Source organism: Streptomyces sp. CB02056 (genome assembly GCF_001905545.1).
Classification (GTDB): Bacteria; Actinomycetota; Actinomycetes; order Streptomycetales; family Streptomycetaceae; genus Kitasatospora.
On record NZ_LIPD01000007.1, the window covers coordinates 135,758 to 154,161 of the forward strand.

An 18,404-nucleotide genomic window follows, 5' to 3' on the forward strand; every position below is an offset into this window, starting at 1 on the left:
CATGCGACAGCCGAAGCTGCTGACGCCGCGTTGGAACCCCGACCCGGACGACGGCCGGCCGGAGCGCGGGAAGGCCCGCGGTGTACCGGGCGGGCGGCGAACCTACGCTCCGCGGCTGGGCTGGGGCGGCCTGTTCGGTGGCCGGGCAGCGGTGGAGGACACCGGCACCGTCTACACCGGGCCCTCCACCCAGGCCGGCGCGATCTATCCGTTCCTCCTCGGTTCGGGGCTGCCGCCTCGCGGAGTGCCGGTCGGCCGGGACGTGCTCACCGGCGAGCTGGTGTGTGTCGACCCGTCCGGCTGGACCGGGAAGCTGACCACCAATCCCGGGGTGTGGGTCATGAGCCAGCCCGGCGTCGGCAAGAGCGCCCTGGTGAAGCGCATCTGCCTCGTCTACGTCGCGTTCGGCAGCATGATGTGCGTGCCGGCCGACGTCAAGGGCGAGTACACCGCGATGATCCGCGAACTCGGCGGCAGTGTGCTGAGGATCGGCACCGGGGCCGACCGGATCAACCCGCTCGACTCCGGCCCTCTGCTGGGCCGATCGGCCTCGCTGCCCGCCGCCGACCGCGGCGCCCTGCTCGACGTCCTCAACGGGCGCCGGCTGGAGACCCTCGGCGCCCTGCTGGCCACCCGGTGCGGGCTCGGCCGCCAGCCGGACGAGATCGAACGCTCCGCACTCACCACCGCCGTACAGCTCGCCGCCGATGCCGCGCCGGGCACCGACCCGGTCATCCCCGACGTCACCACCGTCCTGCGCCAGGCCCCCGAGGCGCTGCGGGCCAAGCTGGCGGCCGAGGGCGACACGTACCTCGACCTGACCCGCTCGGTCGTGGCAGGGCTGGACAACCTGGTCGACGGGCCGCTCAAGGGCATGTTCGACGGGCCGACCACGACGCCGCTCGACCTGGACGCCCCGGCGGTGTCGGTCGACATCGACGCCCTGCGGGCCCGGGGCCGTGACGTCGTGTCCGCCGGGATGATCGCCAGCTGGGCCTACACCTATAACACCATCGACAGCGCCCGCAGCCTCGGTGTGATCCGCCGCCGACTCGTACTGCCCATGGACGAGATGTGGCGGGCCCTGCGTTCCGGCCCCGGCCTGGTCGACGCCATGGACTCCATCAGCCGCCTCAACCGCACCACCGACGACGTCACCATCTACGTCACGCACTCGCTCCAGGACATGGAAGCCCTGCCCACCGAGGAGGACCGGGCCAAAGCCAGAGGCCTGATGGACCGGTGCGACACCTGGGTCATCGGCGGCTCGACCGACGAGGAACTCGGCCGCGTCTCCGGCAAACGAACCCTGACCGAACAGGAACGCCTGCTGATCACGTCCTGGGCCTCGGCCACCAGCACCGGCCTCGACGCCTCCGACCACGTCCATCCCGGCCGCGGCAAGTACCTCATCAAGCTCGGCACCAGGCCCGGCATCGCCGCCGCGATGGAACTCACCTCCACCGAGCACCGGCTCTACCACACCGACACGGCCGGGAACGCACCCGAAGGAGCCCGCCGATGATGACCGAGAACGACCGGGCGTGGCTCGCCGGCGGCGCCCTCGCCGGCGGCTCGGTGGTCCTGTCCGCCTCCACCTGGACCGGTGCCTCCGTCTGCGCCGCCATCGCCGGAGCCGACATCCCGCCGCTCAGCCCCTTCACCGTCTTCGAGATGACGCGCGACTGGCACTCCGTCTGGCCGAACTCCCCCACCACCAGTGCCATCGGCGCCGTACTCCTCGACCTGGTCGTCCTCGCCGGCCTTCTCTGGGGCCTGCGGACGGGACTGCGCTGGTTCCACAACGCCTCCCACCTCGCCACCCTCCACCAGGTACGCGACCTCGCTCCCGAGCGCGCAGCCCGCACCGCCATCCGGCTGCGCGCTTCCCTCCACGGTGTCAGGCCTCGCGCCGTCGCGCCGCACGACCGTGGTGTGCTGATCGGCGACCACCTGCCGACCGGCGTGGAACTGCGCGGGTCCGACGAGGACACCTACCTCGCCCTGATGGCACCCCGGGCCGGCAAGTCCTCGACGATCGCGATCCCGGTCGCCGAGGAAGCCCCGGCGGCCCTGCTGCTGACCAGCAACAAGCCGGATGTCTACGCCGCCACCCTGGCCTCCCGCCGTAAGGCGGGCAACGTCTGGGCGTTCGACACCCAGGGCGTGGCCCGGATCGAGCGGGCATGGTGGTGGGACATCATCTCCGAGGCCGAGACGCTCGACCGCGCCGAGCGCCTGGCCGGGCACTTCGTCAACCAGGTCAAGTCGGACGTCGCCGACCCGTTCTGGTCTCAAGGCGCCGGCGACCTGCTGGTCGGCATGTTCCGCGCCGCCTGGTGGGACGGCGCCACCGTACGGCACGTACTCAAGTGGCTGGCCGACCCCAAGGAACGGGCGCCGCTGCGGATCCTCTACCAGCACGAGGAGGTCCTCGCCGAACAGGTCGACAGCTCCATCAACATCGCCGAGGAGACCCAGTCCGGCATCTACCAGAACGCCCGCACCGCCGTCAGCGCGCTGCGCGACGAGAAGGTGCTCGCCTGGCTGCTCCCCGACCGGCACCGGCCCCGGTTCCGGCCGGAGGAGTTCGCGCTCAGTCGGGACACCCTCTACCTGCTCAGCAGGAAGGGCGGCGCCGCCTCCGCCGTCGTCGCCGCGCTGGCCGACTCCGTGTTCACCTCCGCCTCCGAGGCCGGAGAGCGCCACGGCGGACGCCTGCCCGAGCCGATGCGCGCGGTCCTGGACGAGGCGGCCAACATCTGCCGGATCGAGGACCTGCCCGACCTCTACAGCCACCTCGGCTCACGCGGCATCACTCCCTGCACGATCCTCCAGTCCTACCGGCAGGGCGTACGGGCCTGGGGAGAGGTCGGCATGGACGCCCTGTGGAGCGCGGCCACGAAGAAGGTGATTGGCGTCGGCCTGGACGACCCGCGCTTCGTCAACGACATCGCCACCCTCATCGGCAACCACGACGTCATCCGCGAGTCCCGTTCCAGGAGCCGCGACGGCGGCTCGACGTCCTTCAGCGAGCACCGCGAGCAGATCCTCGAACCGGCCCAGGTCCGTGCCATGAAGCGCGGCACCGCCCTGCTGCTGTCCACCGGCATGCCCGTCGCCCAGATCGCCCTGCGCCCCTGGTACGAGGAGCAGGCCATGGCCCACCTCGGCCCCGCGATGAAGACCGAGGAGGCTCTCATCGCGAAGCGTGCCGCCGTCGCCTGGGAGGCCCGGAGGTCGGCTCGCCATGACTGACGAAGCCGCGGATCGGGTGCTCACCGAGGACGTGGACGATCTCAAGGCCATGCTCCAGGCCGTTCAGGCCGAGTTGCGGGACCTCCGGGAGTCCGGCTCGGGCGGGGTTGGATCGGCGGATCACAAAGGTGAGACCGACGACGCCGAGGCAGAGCAGGAGGAGAGCACCGAGTGGCAGTACCCGCCCTTCCTCTTCCTCCTCGAAGGCGAGCAGCGCGACGCGGAGCTGAGGCTGCTCGCGGAGTGGGTCGAAGGCGTCCTCGTCCCCGGCTGCCTCGGCGAGGCATCCGCCGAATCCCGGTGGTGCCATCTGTGGATCGAGCACTGGGACGCCGTCGGTGTCCTGCACGCGATGTGGCTGGCCTGGCAGGAACTCACCGATCCCGCCACCTGCGGCTACACCGGGCCCAGCGTCTGGTACCGCGACCACTACCGGCCGCACATCGCCGACCTGCGCGGTCCGGGAGGGCCGTTCGCCGGCTGCACCAAGGGCGAACACCGGACCGGGCACCGACTGCCCGGCAGGGTGCCCAGCGCCTGGTGCACGACCGAGGACGACAGCTGACCGGCCGACGCTACCGGGTCTTCCTCCGCGGATGGAGCGCACCGACCTCTCGGGACAGCTCGGACGCGCGGTGGGCCGGCAGGCGCGCCGGGTCCGACGGGCGGGCCACCGTCGTGCTGCGGGCACGGGCGGCGGCGGCCTTCACCCGGCGGGTGTCGTGGGAGGGGTCACCGGTGAAGCCGAGCGTGTTCCGACGGTCGGCCTCCAGCACGGCCCGGCGAAGGGGGCTGCCGACCGCTTCGGCCGCGCGCGCGGTGGCGATCTGCGCTGCGGCGGACGCTTGACGGGCGCTGTCGTAGGCGATCGTGATGTGGCGGATCTGCTCGGGCGAGGCCGGGTACCACCTGGTCCAACCGTCCCGGAACTGGTCGGAGGGTGCGCTGCCGCGAGGGTTGTGGGCGGGATCGGAACTGAGGAGTGCTCCGCGCTGAACCAGGGCGGAGCCGATACGGGGAACGTGTTCGGCGAGGATCTGTCCGGCTGCGGGGACAGCGTGGGCGGCAGCGAGCAGGTGGGTTGCGTCGCCCGGCGCCGTGATGATCTCGTGCGGGGCCCTGGGGGCGCGCCGCCCGGTGTCGCGGCGGGTCCAGCCCGGGGAGAAGAGGGTGCGCCCGAGCCGGACCACCGCGAACTCCGCCTCGCGGACGAGGCGCGGGTTCGAGGCCGCGGGCGCGCTGCCGAGGCCCGACTTCCAACTGGCCGCGGCCTGTTGCCAGGCCTGAGCTGCCTCTCGCAAGGCGCCGCCGACCACTTCCACGACGCCCTGGGCGACCGGGTCGGATGTGAGGAGATCCCGGGTGTGCTCGATCAGACGGGCGGTGAGCAGGTGGGCCACCGCGGAGTGGTCGGCGGCGATCGACAACTCGGCGACGGTGGCGTCCGGGAGGCGCTGGGACGCTTGCTGCGCCACGTGGGCGGCCAGCCATTCCAAACCTCCGCCGACCGCCCGGAGCGCTTCGTACTGCGACTCGCCCGGCCTGACCGGGGGCGGCGGCGCCGTGGCGGCCTGCGGGAGGTGCGTGAGGCCGGGAGCCGGGACGGACGGGCGGGGCGAGTGGAGCTGGCGCTGGATGCCGATCGCCGCCCGCTCGATGAGCACCGCGCGCTCCCTGAGGCGGTAGGCCACGTCATGGCTGCGAATCACCCGGCGGTCGGACGGGCACAGCTGGCCGATCCGCACGGCCACCCGCCCGGCGACGCTGGCGAGTTCGGCCGTCTGGGCGACCACGTGGCGCGCGACCCCGGAGCTGTCCAGGTACGCGGTGTAGGGGCTGCGGGGCTCTCCGTCCGGCCCGTGGTGGCTGGCGAGCAAGTCTCCGGCGAAGCGGAGGAAGCCCACGGCTTCGGCCAGGTGCGACGCTGCCGGGTCGGGCTCGGGCCACGCGTAGAAGGCCTCGTCCCGCAGCAACCGTCCGAGGATCTCCACGTTGCTGTGCAGTCGGGCCACGTCGCCTTCGGCGATGCCGAGCGGGTCGGGAGCGAGGGCTCCGAATCGGCTGGTGCCGCGGTGGAGCAGCTGGAAGACGTCCGCCAGCGCCTCGCTGCGAGCGGCGTGCTGACCTGGTGTGCTCGGGCTATCGGCGTCGGCGAGGGTGAGGGCCGCCAGGGCGTACTCCATCCTGGAAAAGGCCAGGGTGACGAAATCACCCCAGGTGACGTCCGTCATCCGGCCGCTCCCTGCTCGACCGGCAGGGCATCGCGCAGTGCGGCGGCGGCGTCCCGGGCGTGGAGGGCGGCCATGTGACGGTCCCGCATCCGCCGGACGTCGGGCGAGCGCCGGGCGAGCTCGTCGAGTGCGTCGGCGAGGCCGGCCAGGTGGTCGACCAGGTCGTGGTCGGCCAGGCGGTCGCCGCCCTCGGGGTCGCGGTCGGGCAGTGGGAGGTAGATGGTCGCCTCGGTGGCGTAGGAGGCGGCGGTGAGGGCGGCCAGCTGGTCGTAGCGGTCGTCGCGGACGGCCAGGTCCGCGAGCGCGTGTGCGGCAGTGGCGGCCGTCCTCAGGGCGGTGGCGGCCGCCTGTTCGACGTCCGGCTGGTTCGGGTTCGGGTTCATGATTCGGTCCTCCGATGGGATGGCGGTGCGGAGACAGACGAGCACAGCTCGCACCGGTTCGGGGTACCGACCGGGGTTGCTGTGGAAAACACGGGCCTGACAGCAGGGCGGTTCACCGGATCGGATGAACTCGCCGAGTTCGCTCCCGGCCTCGGCTCACCTCTGCTTGGGCGTGCGCCCCGGCTGGACGGACGATCCGCCGCGTCGCAGGTGCGCCGGCCGCTCACCCGCAGCGGCGGTCGGCCGCCTCGGGGACGTACGGGCCGACCGCGCCGTGGCCGCTCTCGCCGAGACGCTTCCTGGTTGCGCGGCCGTCGGGCCAGGCCGTTGCAGCGCCTCGCCCATCCGCCGCAGCTCGGGAACATCGACGGTGATGGACGGAGTCCCGGCGGCGGGACCTCCATCCTGACGCCGCGCGGACATGCTGTAGGCACCTGCCGCGTTGCCGAGAACCAGGAGGGCCTCCGCGCTCGGCAGCCCGATCTGGCCGCGGCGCAGCCGGTCAGAGGCCAGTTGGGCGAGCCGGGCGATCGTCTCGCAGGCGCGGATCGACACATTGCGAAGGAACTCGGAGACACGGTGGTCGGCGAAGAGCCGACCGGCACATTCACCTGCCCTCAGCGCGAGAGTTCGCCACAGTCGGCCAACCGCTTCCCGTACGGCCCCAAGTTGGCGCCATTCCTCCAGTCCGCGAAGGTCTGGGTCGCATCGCTCGGCATCGCGAAGAGCTGCGTTGACGGCCTCCGCGCCGTACCCTGCGGCAGGCAGTACCGTCGGCCCCTGCACGTCCCGCATCACAGGTCCACCCGACTTCGCGGCAACCTGCTGCCACCGAACCCGCAGCGCCTCGACATCGGCCTCCAGGATCACTCGCAGATCGTCGGCCGTGCTGCGCCCCGCGGGCACGATCTCCTTCCAGGCCTCCATCACCTCACGGAGCTGCACCCTGAGATCGGGCAGCCCGACCTGGTCCGTCACCAGCCGAGCACCTGCCGACTCAGCCGTTCCCTTTTCGGGCCACAAGGGCAACTGATCCGTCTGCACCTCCCAAGCGCCTGCCGATTTCTCGTGTGCCGCCGATTCCAGGTGTGCACGCACTGACCCGCCGTCCGTTCCGGCATCCGCCGTCAAGCTCCCCACGAGTCCGGCCGAGACCGCGTCCTCCTCTGCCAGCCGCTCCCAAATCCTCTGATCATTCTCTGGAGGAACACCGAGAATGACGTCCTCCCGCTCCGCCGGCTGCAGTGATCGCATCCACCATCTCCCACACGACTATCCGCATATACGTCTGTCTGCACCAACAAGGAGTGGGATGCTTCGGGCGGGCACCGCCCCCTCCAGGTACGAGCTCCCCCGGTGTAGCACACGCCTGCCGAATTTCACCGGCCAACGCGACGGCCATATCCGAACTCATCGGCTCACCCTGATCACAAGCACCGGCGCGCCATCAATCCTCGCGGCACTGGCGCCCGCGCACCCGAGTTTCCGAAGGCCACCCGACCAACCATCAGGGGTGAGCCGAGAATCGGCCCCGTCGACGAACCCTGTCCCGAGAGCGAGCGAAGTCAGCAATGACTGAGTACAGCGAGTTAGTGCTTATTGTGACACTTAATGCTGCTGACAAGGCTGGATGATTCGGCGATCCCGTCCATTCACGCTGGTACCGGATCCTCCGCCGTCGGGTGGTTCGCACCACCGGTCACTGGCCCACGTCCTGCGTCGCCTAGCCTTGAGCGATGAACCTGAGCCTTGCGTACCGGACCGCCGAATCGCTGCTCGCGGACATCCCCCTGCGGTGGGCGCACTCCCGTCAGGTCTTCGAGCAGGCCCGGCTCCTCGGCCCGACGCTCGGGGGCGACGAGGAGCTGGTGCGTGTCGCCGCAGTTCTTCACGATGTCGGGTACGCGCCCTCGGCGGTCGACACCGGCCAGCACATGATCGACGGCGCCCGGTACCTGCGTCGGATCGGTGTCCATGCCGAGGTCTGCTCGCTCGTCGCCTACCACTCGTCCTCGGAGTGGGAAGCGGCCGAACTGGGACTGTCGGCCGCGCTCGCGGAGTTTCGCCGGCCGCCGTCGGACCTGCTGGACGCGATCACGTACTGCGATCTCACGAGCGGACCCGACGGCACCGTGGTCGACCCGGTGTCCCGGCTCGACGAGGTCCTTCACCGGTACGGCACCGGCCACGTCGTCCACCGTGCCGCCTCCGCGGCTCGCCCGGCGCTGCTGGCCGTGGTCGACCGGGTCGCGAAGCGGCTGGCCGAGTCCGCCAGCGCCTGAGTCAGCCGAGGTGTGGGGCCGGCTCGTTCCGGAAGCCGTGGTCGAGGCGGAGCCAGGTCGTCGGGGCGATGTCCAGCCCTTCGAGTTCCGCTCGCGGAACCCAGCGGACCTCGAAGGACTCGGAGCTGGCCGTGAGGCGGCCGCCGACCGGCCGCGCCCGGAAGCACAGGGAGAACTCCTGGCGCACTTCCCCGTCGGAGAACTCGATCACGTGCCCGGGGTCGCTGTACGTGCCGACGAGGCCGGTGACCTCGACCTCGATACCGGTCTCCTCCCGCACCTCGCGCACGACGGCCCCTGGAAGGTTCTCGCCGATCTCCAGAACCCCGCCGGGCATACCCCAGCGGCCGTTGTCGGAGCGCCGCTCCAACAGGAGATCGCCGCGCTCGTTCACCACGAACGCGGTGACGGCGGGCACGATTCGCTGGGCTTCCGGGGCCTTCGGATCGTCGAAGTAGTCGGTCCGGCTCACGATTCCTGCCTTGGTAGCGGAACAGCACCGGCCCAGACCTTCTCGAAGCTCTGCCGGTAGGTCGAGACCAGCTGGGCGCCGACGACGCGGCGCAGGTGGAGCACCGGGGTGAGCGGTGCGCTCACCCCGTAGATCTGGGTGTTCACCAGCATCTCGTCGTCGAACCAGTACAAGGAGTTGTGCAGCGTGGACCGGTGCGTCCGGAACTCGATGCCGGGCGTTCCGTAGAGCGGCCGGTAGAGCTTGATGACCTCGCGCACCTTGTACGCGACGCCCTCGCCGAGTTCCTCCTCCTCGCCCCGTCGCGCGACCTCCGTACTCTCCGGGTCACCTAGCAGCAGACGGATCCGGACGCCCGCCCGAGCCCGTTCGGCGAGCGCCCGGTGCCAGCGCGGGTTCTCGGCGAGATGGACGCCGGCATGGACGAGCACGCCGATGTCGGAAGCCGAGCGCTGAGCGAACTGCAACCACAACTCCGGTGGCACGGAGGAGCGGTGGGGGTATACATGGACGATCTCGGCGTCGGCCTCGTCCAGGCGCCGGGTCTCCGACTTCGCGTCCGGCCAGAGGTAGTCCTCGTCGGTCTGCAGCTTGGCCGCCGCCGCCTGGCGATGCCGCCTGTACGGTTCACGGCTTTTGAGGATCCAGCGCTCCACCGTCTTGGCATCGACTCCGCAGTGCTCCGCCAGTTCCCGCTCGGTGACTCCGCGGACGACCAGCGCGGACCGAAGGCGTTCGTTCGCCATGGCACCCCCGAATGGGACGTCTTGGGACGTATTGAGACTCCAGGAGAATACCGAGGACGTCCCAAGACGTCCAGCTCAGGCCTGATCATGTCCCCCTCCCCACCGGCATTCTGAGTCTCCGCCGGTTCGACCGGATCGAATCGGCCGGCTCGAATCCACCCGCTCATCTGCGGAGACTCGCCATGATCCCCTGCATCCTCAGCGCCGTCGTCAGCGACCTGATCGGCACCGCCGGCGTCCTCGCCGACATCCACGTCAGCCCCAAGGGGCTCGCTCTGACGGAGGCGGCGTGAACGCGACCGCCGACGCCGACAGCACCGAGGCGCCTCGACGGCCCCTGCCGCTGCCCGGCCTCCTCTCGGCCGTCCACATCCTCGACCCCCACACCCCCGGCATCGCGGGCCTGGCCTCCTATCTGGCCCGGAGGCACGCTCGGGTGACGGTCTCGCCGCCGCGCCCCGATTCCCGCCCCGACCTGCTCCAAAGGCTTGAACGGTGCGGTGTCGGCCTTCGGGCGGCCACTCCCGGGACGGCCGCGCTGATCTGGGGCGGGGACAACACCGTGGTCCACGAGGTCCTGGACCATGCCGTCGGCCGAGGCCTTCCCATACTGGGCTACGGGCGGGCCGTCGAGCTGCTGGCCGCCACGGCGCCGACCACGGTCGCCGTCGCCGGCAGCCACTCGACCACCATGACCGCCGCCGCGCTCACCTGCGCGCTCGTCAGCCGCGACCCGGGGTGGATCCTCGCCGAGGCACCCAAAGGGGACTCCGCCGGCTACGACGGCGGCGGAGAGCTCCTGGTGGTGGACCTGTGCCCGGACAGCTCCGGCCACGACGCCTCGCCGCCCGGTTGGCACTTCCGGTCCCTGGGCGAAGGCCTCGACCCGGCCGTGACGCTGGTCACCGCCGCGGACGCCGCACCGCCGAGCTGGTGGAACCAGCAGGAGGCGCTGGACCAGATGGAGGCCCTCGCCCGACGGAGCGGCACGGCGGTGCTGTGGGCCGCCCAGCCCGGCTGCCTGGAGCTCGCGGACCGGCTGCGCCGGCGCCGGGGCCCGAGGGTGGTGACCGTCGGTCGCGGCGCCGACATGGACGTGCAGGTCCTCGGGAGGTTCTGGACCGGTGAGGAGCACCGGGTCACCGTCCAGGCCGGCGGCGAGCGTCACACCTTCACCGTGCCGGTCGCGGGGACGAACTCCGCCATGGCCGTGGCGACGGCCTGGGCCGCGGGCTGGGCGCTCGGTGTCCCCGGCCACGAACTCGTCAACGGGCTCGGCGCGTTCGCCGGCGTCGAGCGGTCGCTGACCCGGCTCGGCACGAGGGGTGGAATCGACGTCGTGGAATCCATCGCCGTGCACCCGAGGGAGATCGAGGCCGACCTCCAAGGCGCCCGGATGCTCACCGAGGGCGCGGTGGTGGCCGTGTACGAGCCCTCCGGGCATCTGCGGTCGAACACGCTCGCCGGCCTGATCGCCGACGCCCTGACGGCCGCCGACCGGACGGTGCTGCTGCCCGTCCACTCGACGTTCCCCCGTCACCACAACCGCGTCGACGGCGGCGAGAGCATCCTCACCGCCAGTCCCGCGGGCACGGTGATCCGCTACGAGCCCGGCCTGGACCAGCCGGGCCCCGAGTCGCTGGTCGCCTCCCTCGTCCGACGGGGCGACCTGGTCCTGACCATCGGCCCCCACGCCGCCCGACGGATCGGGCCCTCGCTGCTGGCCGCCCTCGACCGGTCGTAGCCTCCCCTCCTCCCCCGCTTCTGCTGGAGATCCGCCATGCCCACCTCCCGCCCCGTCAAGCCCGACCTGTCCGAGGCCGACGTCCTCCTCCTGCAGCAGCTGGCCCGCGGCGCCCTGTACGGGGCGATCAGCCGGGCCACCGGGATCGAGCGGGCCAGGGTCGGTACTGCCGCCCTCACTCTGCTGCCGAAGATCGGAGCGAAGTCGCGCTTCCACGCCACCGCCCTGGGCGCGGGATGGGGCCTGGTGCAGGAGGTGCACCTGATGAACCCCATCGGCAACCCGCTGTCGGCACAGCACATCGCCGTCCTCGCCGGGCTGGTGGGCGGCGAGGACGCGACCGTCACCGCCGAGCGCCTGGGCCTGGCCGTGAACACGGTGAAGACCTACACCCAGACCGTCCTGAGGACGCTCGGGGCCCGGTCGCGGGAGCAGGCGAGCGCCGCGGCCGTTCTCGGCGACCTGGTACCGCTGCGGGCACTCGGCGTCGGTTGGCCGGCCGTGAAGCTCAGCAGGCTTCGGCAGCGGGCGAAAGCGTGCTGATGCGTACGGAAGTGGCGTCCACGGCGCCGGCCGCGCAGTTCGTCGCGGTGTTGGACAGGGTCGGTCTCGGGATGACGAACGCGGCGATCGGCACGGCCATGGATCTGAGTGTCGACACCGTCAAGTACCACCTGCGCCAGGCGTACGACCGGTTGGGGACGGCGAACCGGGTCCAGGCCTTCACCTGGGCGTGGCAGTCCGGCCTGCTCACGCGTTCGGCCCCGACGGGTGCTCCGCCGGCTCTCACGGACGAGCAGACGCTGATCCTGCGGATCTGGGCAGCGGGTGGGAACCGCCTCGACGTCGCCCGCGCGCTGGAGGTCCGGGAGCGCGCGGCGGAGCTCTACGAGGACGCCGTGCTGGACGTCTTCGGCACGCGCAAGCGCGTTGTCGCCGTCCGCCGAGCACTGGAACACCAGCTGATCGACCCGGCCGGGGACACCCTGGCCGGGCTCACCACACCCATGGCGGCCGATTCGGGCCAGGGCCGCACCAGGCACCACCGGACGAAGGGAGCGGCCGGTGCGTCCGGACCCGTAGCGACGACCCCGGCAGAGCTCTGCCACCGTTCCGATCCGGTGGAGCGCGCCGTCGCGATGCTCCGGTCCACGCGCGGTCTGGTCGTACACCTCGGCGCGCTGGCCGCCCTTCCGGAAGTGCCGTCGCTGGCGGAGGTTCTGGCCGGCGCCGCGCCTCGCGGGGGCGCGCCGACCGTCGTCCGGCTGGTGCACCAGGCGCTGGCCCTCGGCCTCCCGTGCGCTCTGGTGCTTCCTGCCGTGGCGGTCGATCCGGACCGTGCCGTCGGAGTGGTCGGGCTGAGAGCGGCCTGGTCCTGCGCCGTACGCCAGGGCGCGCACAACGGCACCGCCGCCTACGTGGCCGCCGCCCACCGCCTCGGTGCACCGGCCGACGACCTCCTGCTCGCGTGCACCGCCGATCAAGTACCCGTGGCCGGGGAAGCCGGCTTTCGCCGGGTCCTGGCGACCACGAGCTTCGTTCCGAGGACGGAGCCACGACGTGCCCCTGCGCCCGAGCTGAACGGGCTGGAGCGGCGGATCGCCGAACTCGCCGCCGAGGGGCTGACCATCGCCGAGATCAGCGGCCGGGTCCATGCCGGGGAGTACCTGGTCCGTCACCGCCTGGCCGACCTGCGCCGACGCGCCGGCGCCGTGGACGACGCGCACCTGGCCGTCCGCCTGATCACGACGGAGCTGATCGGCACCGAGCGGCTGCGCGCCGGGCTGCCCGACCGGGTGCCCGAGCTGGATCAGGCGGGGCGAGCCGTGCTCACGCTGATCTGCACCGGGACGATGAGCGAGGCCGGGGCGAACGCCGCCGGACTGAGCCTGCGCGAGGCCCGCACCGTCGAGGCCAGGGTCGTCCGTGCGCTCTCGTGGCGCGGCAGCCGCACCCACGCCGCTGCCGTCGCCCTCGTCACCGGCGTCGTCACCCTGCCTCCAACACCTCTATGGGTTGGCTGATCCGGACCGCCTCCGTCGCTGAGAGCCTCCCGATCTGGGCGGCTTCCGGCCAGTGATCCCGGTGGGGTGCCGCTCCGCACGCTGAACGGCACCCCACCCCCGCCGCCTCGCGCTCTCGCTCCGGGCGTCTGCCTCCTGACCGCCTGACCGCTTGACCAAGGACCGTTTCGATGACCACCGGCTGGATCCAGCACGACCTCACCTTCGCCGACCCTGCCACCGTCGAACAGATCACCGCCCACCGCCTGGCCCCCGTCCTCGCCTACGGCCAGAACTCCGGCGCGCTGAACGGCTGGTGGTACATCCGCAAAAAGGGGCTGCGACTGCGCTACCGCGCCGCCGACCCCGCCCTCGTCATCACCGCGCTCCTCGACGTGCTCGCCAAGGAGGGACTCCTCACGGGCTGGGCCACCGTGATCTACGAACCGGAAACCGAGGCGTTCGGCGGCCCCGACGCCATGGAGATCGCCCACCGGCTCTTCCACACCGACAGCCGGCACCTGATGGCCCGTACCGCCGAGCCCGACCCGCCCGCACTCGGCCGGACCGAGACCCTCGTCGTCCTCGTCTCCGCCATGCTCCGCTCCGCCGGCCTCGACTGGTACGAACAGGGCGACGTCTGGGCCAAGTTCGCCGAACTGCGACCCGAGCCGCCCGCCCTCGCACCCGTACTGGCAGCCCCCCTGACCGCCGCGATGCGCCGCCTGATGACCCTCGACACCCGCCGACTCACCCACCCTGGTGAACCGCTCGCCGGCCAATCCGACTGGGTCGACGCCTTCGAGAAGGCCGGACAGGACCTCGTCCGCCTGGCGCGCGACGGCCGCCTCACCCGCGGGCTACGCGCCGTCCTCGCCCACCTGATGATCTTCCACGCCAACCGCGCCGGCCTGCCCGTCGAGCACCAATCCGCCACTGCTGCACGCGCGTTGGAAACCGTCTTCCATTTCGGCGAGGGCCCCACGTCCTCGCAGCCCACCATCCGCACAACCACTAGGGTCGCCGACGTGACTACTCTCAGCAACAGCGCCGCCACCTCCGCGGAGCAGCTGCGCAACAGCCTTACCGACCGTCTGCTCGCCCAGAAGCACATCACCAGCACCTCGGTGGAGCGTGCCTTCCGCACCGTTCCCCGCGAGCACTTCCTGCCCGGCTTCCCTCTGGAGGCCGCCTACGCCGACAACCCCACCTACACCAAGACCGACGGGTCCGGCACCCAGATCAGCGCCGCTTCCCAGCCCGCCATCGTCGCCCTGATGCTGGAGCAGCTCGACGCCCGGCCCGGCCAGCGCGTCTTCGAGGCCGGGGCCGGGACCGGCGTCAACGCCGCCTACCTGGCCACCATCGTCGGCCCGGACGGGCACGTGGTCGCCGTCGACGTGGACGACGACCTCGTCGACGGCGCCCGCAAGCACCTCGCGGACGCCGGGATCACCAACGCCGACGTGGTCCTCGGCGACGGCGCGCTCGGTCACCCCGACGGCGCCCCGTTCGACCGACTGATCGCCACCGTGAGCACCAGCGAGGTGCCCACCGCCTGGCTCCGGCAGGTCAAGCCCACCGGGCGGATCGTCCTGCCGCTGCGTCTGCGCGGCACCGCCTCGCGCACCATCGCCTTCGAGCGCGGCGAGAACGGCTGGGTGTCCGTCGACGACCAGCTCGCCGTCTTCATGCCGCTGCGCGGCAGCATGGACGACGCCCGCCGCACCGTCGCCCTGACCCACCAGGGCGACGTCACCCTCCAGGTCCACAAGGACCAGAGCGACGCGGTCCACGCCGACCTGCTGCTCGGCGTCCTCGACACCGAGCGCCACGACGTCTGGACCGGCGTCACCATCCCGGCCGGCACCACCTACGAGTACCAGGACCTGTGGCTGGCCCTCACCCTCCCCAACTCCCTGATGCGGATGGCCGTCACCGGCACCGCCCGCGAACGCGGCGTGAACCCGATGTTCGGCTGGGGCGCCATGGCCACCGTGGACGCCGCCTCCCTCGCCTACCTCACTCTGCGCCCCGGCCCACCCGACACCGACGGCCGCAAGACCTACGAGACCGGCGTCATCGGCCACGGCCCGACGGGCGCCGCCCTCGCCGACCTCGTCACCGACCAGATCCGCACCTGGAACACCGGCTACCGCAGCCGCAGGCCGCGCTTCGAACTCCCGGACACCCCCGCCACCGCGGACCCGGCCGCCGGCCGCTTCTTCCTGGACCGCCCCCACCACCCGATCACCGTCATCTGGGAGTAACCCGCATGCACCCGACCGGACCGATCGCCCGGCGGTTCCCGCTGGTCGCACGCCACCGGCCCGCGTGCCTGCCCCTGACCGCCCGTGTCGGCCGGCTCACCGAGCTGGCCGACACAGCCTCCCGGCAGGACGATCCCAGCCTCGCCTCCGCCGTCTTCAACCAGGCGGCCCTCCTCGCCTCCGACCTCGCCCTGCCCGGCTACGCCCGCGAGCTCTGCCACCGCCACGCCGCCCTCCACCTCACCCGCGGCCCGCTCCCCGCGACCAGCGCCATCCACTTCCTCGAACCCGTCGTCAACCTCGCCCGCCTCCACATCCGCGCCGGCCACCACCAGCACGGCCACCAGCTCCTCCTCGACCTCTACCGAGCCGTCACCACCGCCACCGAGACCACCCTCGACGGCATCACCATCCCCACCCGCCTCACCCAGACCACCGAGCAACAGCGCGAAGTCCGCCGGTGGCTGTGGCGCGTCCTCATCGCCGACGACACCCGCGCCCTCACCACCGCCGGCCGCTGGACGGACGCCCTGCGCCACATCGAGCAGCACCGCGGCATCGGCCGGCGCATCCTCGACGGCCGCCAAGTCGCCGTCCTCGCCCACGCCACCGCCAGCGACCTCCCCGGCGCCCTCGCCCTGCTGGCCGACACCGAGCCGGGCGCGCCCTGGGAGAACGCCGTCACCGCCGTCCTCACCGCCCTGTGCCACCCCGGCGACCGGCCCGCCGCCGAAACCGCGATCGACCACTGCCTCGCCCTCGAACCCGATGAGGGCCTGGCCGTCTTCACCACCCGCCTCGCCCTGACCGCGATCGACGCCGCCGGCCCGGACACCCCCGCCTCCCGAGACCTGATCGAGCAGCTCTCCCACCGAGCGGGTGAAACGGGCGACGGCTACGCACTGCGCGATCTCCTCGCCCACCCCGGTGTACGCGACCGCCTCGGAACCGGCCGGACGGCCGAACTCGCACAGGCCCTCGCCGCCTGCGCACTCGGCTCCGCCACCCTCCCCGAGCCCCTCCGCGACCAGCTGGAGGCCGCCCTCGCCGACGCCCGGGCGGTGCTCGAAGCCTCCCCGCCGGACCCGGTCCCACCCGCAGGAAACCCGTTCGGACATCACATCCCCAGAACAGCACACAGCTGAAGCAGCCTTCGGAGTTGCCTCAAACGATCGACGGTCTGACCAGGCATGCTGCCGAGTCGATCCCCGCTGACGCCTGATCGTCCCTCCAGAAGGGATGATCAGGCGTGGTGTGTCAGCGCAAGGCGGCCCTGGCCGGGTCGGCTCATCTGAAACTCCTCTCCGGCGTGACAATCGAAGCGAGGATGCACAACCGACAGGCCCAGCAGAAGGCTTGTGGGCTTCATGACGAGACGGTTGAGGACCGGGAACGGCTGATCCGCCGCGCCCCGGACCGCACCCGACCGGCCGGATCCGCGGGGCCGGCCCCGCCGCGGTAGGTGTAGGAGACATACTCGGCGACGCCCTCCCGTACGCGAACCGGCCTCGGTCGTCGCGTGGCTGGAGGTTCTCATGGAACGGACGGTTTGGTCCGGAGCCTCGGGCGCACGACGAAGACCCATTCCGGCACCCGGCACCTCCTACTCCAGGGCCTCCTAAGTACATTTCATACATTGGGAGTTGATGCTACTTTCCATGTACCGATGCAACTCAGGGAGGGGTTGAAGTGAAGGTCACGTTCATCCAGGTGGAGGGCACGGCAGAAGAGCTGGACGCGTCCGACGTGGGAAGGCAGCTCATCGCCGCGATGGGAGTGGGCCCGACGCCCGCCAGCCGTCCCACCGCAGGGGAGGACGCGGCGGTCGGGGGCAGCCGGCAGTCGCTGCCGATTCCCGGCCTCGCGGCCGAGGGCCAGGCGGAGGTGAGGAAGATGCTGACCCGGAACCCCGCCGCGGAGCAGTTCGTCGCGTTCCTCGAGGAGACGACGTCGTGGCCCAACGCCGCGCTGCACGGGGTCAAGCGGAAGACCCACCAGGAGGGAGAACCCCTCGACTACAGCGACTACCTGCGCCTGCGACGGCAGGGAAGCCAGCTCGGCGGGTTCGCGTACGTCCACGCCGACACCGGCGTGGTCAACCTGCGGCTCAACTACGACAGCGACGCCGCGACCCTTCACGGCATCGCACCGGACGCCTATCTCGTCCCCAAGGGCCACCGGGCCTACCGGGTGAGCGTGCAGATCACGGACGAGGACACGCTCCGCCAGGCACTCGAGCTCGCCGAGATGGCCTACAAGCTGACGTAGCCCGGGATCGTGGCGGTCAGACCGAGCCCTGCTTGCCACCAACGTCCTTGCTCCATCCGGCAGTTCTTCGGGCGCCGCCGCGCCGAACGGCTGGGGTCAGGACCCGGCCGGCGATCTCCTGCCGGTCGACGTGCAGTACCCGGGCGAGCCCGTCGAGCGTGATGACGGGCTCGCCCTTCGCGTAGCGGAGGGCCTGGCCTCAGAGGTCTCCGGTGCCCGCCGCCAGTTGCTCCCGGTCGTAGGAGTCGCGTGAGCGGGCGATGGCGTCGCGGTGGCGTTCCGCCCAGGCGGTGAGGCCCTTGAGGGAGGCGTAGAGTTCGGCGGCCATCTCGGTGCCGCGGTACTCCACCTTGGGCGGCACGGTCGCGTAGACGGTGCGTTCGATCAGTCCGTCGCGTTCGAGGTTCCGCAGCGTCAGGGTGAGCATGCGGCGGCTGATTCCGGGTACGGACCGTTCGAGTTCGGTGAAGCGGACCGGGCCGTGGCTGAGGTTGAGCAGGATGCCGATCGCCCACTTGCCGCTGATCCGGTTGAGCGCCTCCAGGACGGTGCACGCCTCGCGGGCGGGGGCCGGGTCGTCGAGGCCGCCGGTCTCGTCGATGTCCTCGATCACATCGTTGTTCCCCAGGAACATGAAAGTGCCTCCTTACGGTGGACTTGATGGTCACACATGATGGTCGCTGTAACAAGAAGTGCCCTCAGGGAGCGCGGGCGCCACCGGGCGCCCCTCCCGGGCCATTCCCCCGA

The 18,404-nt window shown here is 71.6% G+C and carries 16 protein-coding genes; 10 read left to right on the forward strand and 6 right to left on the reverse strand.

Features of this window, described 5'->3' with window-relative positions:
- Window position 1: 1 nt before the first annotated feature.
- From AMK13_RS19625 to AMK13_RS19635, 3 genes are read left to right on the forward strand one after another with little or no spacing between them, the layout of a single operon-like run.
- A complete protein-coding gene (locus tag AMK13_RS19625; protein ID WP_074003417.1) occupies window positions 2-1,525 on the forward strand; it encodes an ATP-binding protein in 1,524 nt (507 codons plus the stop codon).
- Complete coding sequence (locus tag AMK13_RS19630) at window positions 1,522-3,258, forward strand: type IV secretory system conjugative DNA transfer family protein (protein ID WP_074003418.1); 1,737 nt, start codon at window positions 1,522-1,524, stop codon at window positions 3,256-3,258. Before AMK13_RS19625 ends, AMK13_RS19630 begins: the two co-directional genes overlap by 4 nt.
- Window positions 3,251-3,823: a DUF4913 domain-containing protein gene (locus AMK13_RS19635; RefSeq protein ID WP_074003419.1), complete on the forward strand. Its 573-nt coding sequence runs from the start codon at window positions 3,251-3,253 to the stop codon at window positions 3,821-3,823. Before AMK13_RS19630 ends, AMK13_RS19635 begins: the two co-directional genes overlap by 8 nt.
- A gap of 10 nt (window positions 3,824-3,833) precedes the next feature.
- Here AMK13_RS19635 and AMK13_RS19640 read toward each other — a convergent pair whose 3' ends face one another.
- From AMK13_RS19640 to AMK13_RS19650, 3 genes are all read right to left on the reverse strand, one after another.
- The gene (locus tag AMK13_RS19640) at window positions 3,834-5,489 is read right to left on the reverse strand and encodes a hypothetical protein (RefSeq protein WP_074003420.1); all 1,656 of its coding nucleotides are present in this window, start codon (window positions 5,487-5,489) and stop codon (window positions 3,834-3,836) included.
- Complete coding sequence (locus AMK13_RS43570) at window positions 5,486-5,872, reverse strand: hypothetical protein (RefSeq protein WP_074003421.1); 387 nt, start codon at window positions 5,870-5,872, stop codon at window positions 5,486-5,488. The genes AMK13_RS19640 and AMK13_RS43570 overlap by 4 nt, the downstream gene beginning before the upstream one ends.
- Before the next feature lie 156 nt (window positions 5,873-6,028).
- Window positions 6,029-6,850 carry a hypothetical protein gene (locus AMK13_RS19650; protein WP_158077726.1) on the reverse strand — a complete coding sequence of 274 codons (822 nt, stop codon included), beginning with the start codon at window positions 6,848-6,850 and terminating at the stop codon, window positions 6,029-6,031.
- A gap of 758 nt (window positions 6,851-7,608) precedes the next feature.
- Between AMK13_RS19650 and AMK13_RS19655 the strand changes: the two genes are divergently transcribed.
- Window positions 7,609-8,154 carry an HD domain-containing protein gene (locus tag AMK13_RS19655; RefSeq protein WP_074003423.1) on the forward strand — a complete coding sequence of 182 codons (546 nt, stop codon included), beginning with the start codon at window positions 7,609-7,611 and terminating at the stop codon, window positions 8,152-8,154.
- A 1-nt stretch (window position 8,155) separates the two neighbouring features.
- Here AMK13_RS19655 and AMK13_RS19660 read toward each other — a convergent pair whose 3' ends face one another.
- Together AMK13_RS19660 and AMK13_RS19665 are read right to left on the reverse strand one after the other, a co-directional pair.
- Window positions 8,156-8,626, reverse strand: a complete 471-nt coding sequence (locus AMK13_RS19660; RefSeq protein WP_074003424.1) for an NUDIX domain-containing protein — start codon at window positions 8,624-8,626, stop codon at window positions 8,156-8,158.
- On the reverse strand, window positions 8,623-9,372 hold the full coding sequence (locus AMK13_RS19665; RefSeq protein ID WP_074003425.1) for an XRE family transcriptional regulator: 750 nt from the start codon (window positions 9,370-9,372) through the stop codon (window positions 8,623-8,625). The genes AMK13_RS19660 and AMK13_RS19665 overlap by 4 nt, the downstream gene beginning before the upstream one ends.
- Before the next feature lie 289 nt (window positions 9,373-9,661).
- Between AMK13_RS19665 and AMK13_RS19670 the strand changes: the two genes are divergently transcribed.
- From AMK13_RS19670 to AMK13_RS19695, 6 genes are all read left to right on the forward strand, one after another.
- Complete coding sequence (locus AMK13_RS19670; protein ID WP_074003426.1) at window positions 9,662-11,116, forward strand: hypothetical protein; 1,455 nt, start codon at window positions 9,662-9,664, stop codon at window positions 11,114-11,116.
- Window positions 11,117-11,152: 36 nt separating this feature from the next.
- The gene (locus tag AMK13_RS19675) at window positions 11,153-11,659 is read left to right on the forward strand and encodes a LuxR C-terminal-related transcriptional regulator (protein ID WP_074003427.1); all 507 of its coding nucleotides are present in this window, start codon (window positions 11,153-11,155) and stop codon (window positions 11,657-11,659) included.
- A complete protein-coding gene (locus AMK13_RS19680; RefSeq protein WP_074003428.1) occupies window positions 11,659-13,140 on the forward strand; it encodes a LuxR C-terminal-related transcriptional regulator in 1,482 nt (493 codons plus the stop codon). The genes AMK13_RS19675 and AMK13_RS19680 overlap by 1 nt, the downstream gene beginning before the upstream one ends.
- A 170-nt stretch (window positions 13,141-13,310) precedes the next feature.
- Window positions 13,311-15,389 (forward strand): methyltransferase, FxLD system, encoded by a 2,079-nt coding sequence (gene fxlM / locus AMK13_RS19685; protein WP_074003429.1) that lies wholly within the window; start codon window positions 13,311-13,313, stop codon window positions 15,387-15,389.
- 5 nt (window positions 15,390-15,394) lie between these two features.
- Window positions 15,395-16,534, forward strand: coding sequence for a hypothetical protein (locus AMK13_RS43575; RefSeq protein WP_074003430.1), 1,140 nt, complete (start codon window positions 15,395-15,397; stop codon window positions 16,532-16,534).
- A 544-nt stretch (window positions 16,535-17,078) separates the two neighbouring features.
- Window positions 17,079-17,657 (forward strand): hypothetical protein, encoded by a 579-nt coding sequence (locus AMK13_RS19695; protein ID WP_074003431.1) that lies wholly within the window; start codon window positions 17,079-17,081, stop codon window positions 17,655-17,657.
- Between the two features lie 199 nt (window positions 17,658-17,856).
- Here the strand turns inward: AMK13_RS19695 and AMK13_RS19700 are convergent, their stop codons facing one another.
- Window positions 17,857-18,291 (reverse strand): winged helix-turn-helix transcriptional regulator, encoded by a 435-nt coding sequence (locus AMK13_RS19700; protein WP_079272302.1) that lies wholly within the window; start codon window positions 18,289-18,291, stop codon window positions 17,857-17,859.
- Window positions 18,292-18,404: the final 113 nt, after the last annotated feature.

Bases quoted from the DNA above. Each gene is read 5' to 3' on its own strand.
- AMK13_RS19625 (WP_074003417.1), top strand. From the start codon at position 2: ATGCGACAGCCGAAGCTGCTGACGCCGCGTTGGAACCCCGACCCGGAC.
- AMK13_RS19630 (WP_074003418.1), top strand. From the start codon at position 1,522: ATGATGACCGAGAACGACCGGGCGTGGCTCGCCGGCGGCGCCCTCGCC.
- AMK13_RS19635 (WP_074003419.1), top strand. From the start codon at position 3,251: ATGACTGACGAAGCCGCGGATCGGGTGCTCACCGAGGACGTGGACGAT.
- AMK13_RS19640 (WP_074003420.1), bottom strand. From the start codon at position 5,489: ATGACGGACGTCACCTGGGGTGATTTCGTCACCCTGGCCTTTTCCAGG.
- AMK13_RS43570 (WP_074003421.1), bottom strand. From the start codon at position 5,872: ATGAACCCGAACCCGAACCAGCCGGACGTCGAACAGGCGGCCGCCACC.
- AMK13_RS19655 (WP_074003423.1), top strand. From the start codon at position 7,609: ATGAACCTGAGCCTTGCGTACCGGACCGCCGAATCGCTGCTCGCGGAC.
- AMK13_RS19665 (WP_074003425.1), bottom strand. From the start codon at position 9,372: ATGGCGAACGAACGCCTTCGGTCCGCGCTGGTCGTCCGCGGAGTCACC.
- AMK13_RS19675 (WP_074003427.1), top strand. From the start codon at position 11,153: ATGCCCACCTCCCGCCCCGTCAAGCCCGACCTGTCCGAGGCCGACGTC.
- AMK13_RS19680 (WP_074003428.1), top strand. From the start codon at position 11,659: ATGCGTACGGAAGTGGCGTCCACGGCGCCGGCCGCGCAGTTCGTCGCG.
- fxlM (WP_074003429.1), top strand. From the start codon at position 13,311: ATGACCACCGGCTGGATCCAGCACGACCTCACCTTCGCCGACCCTGCC.
- AMK13_RS43575 (WP_074003430.1), top strand. From the start codon at position 15,395: ATGCACCCGACCGGACCGATCGCCCGGCGGTTCCCGCTGGTCGCACGC.
- AMK13_RS19700 (WP_079272302.1), bottom strand. From the start codon at position 18,291: ATGTTCCTGGGGAACAACGATGTGATCGAGGACATCGACGAGACCGGC.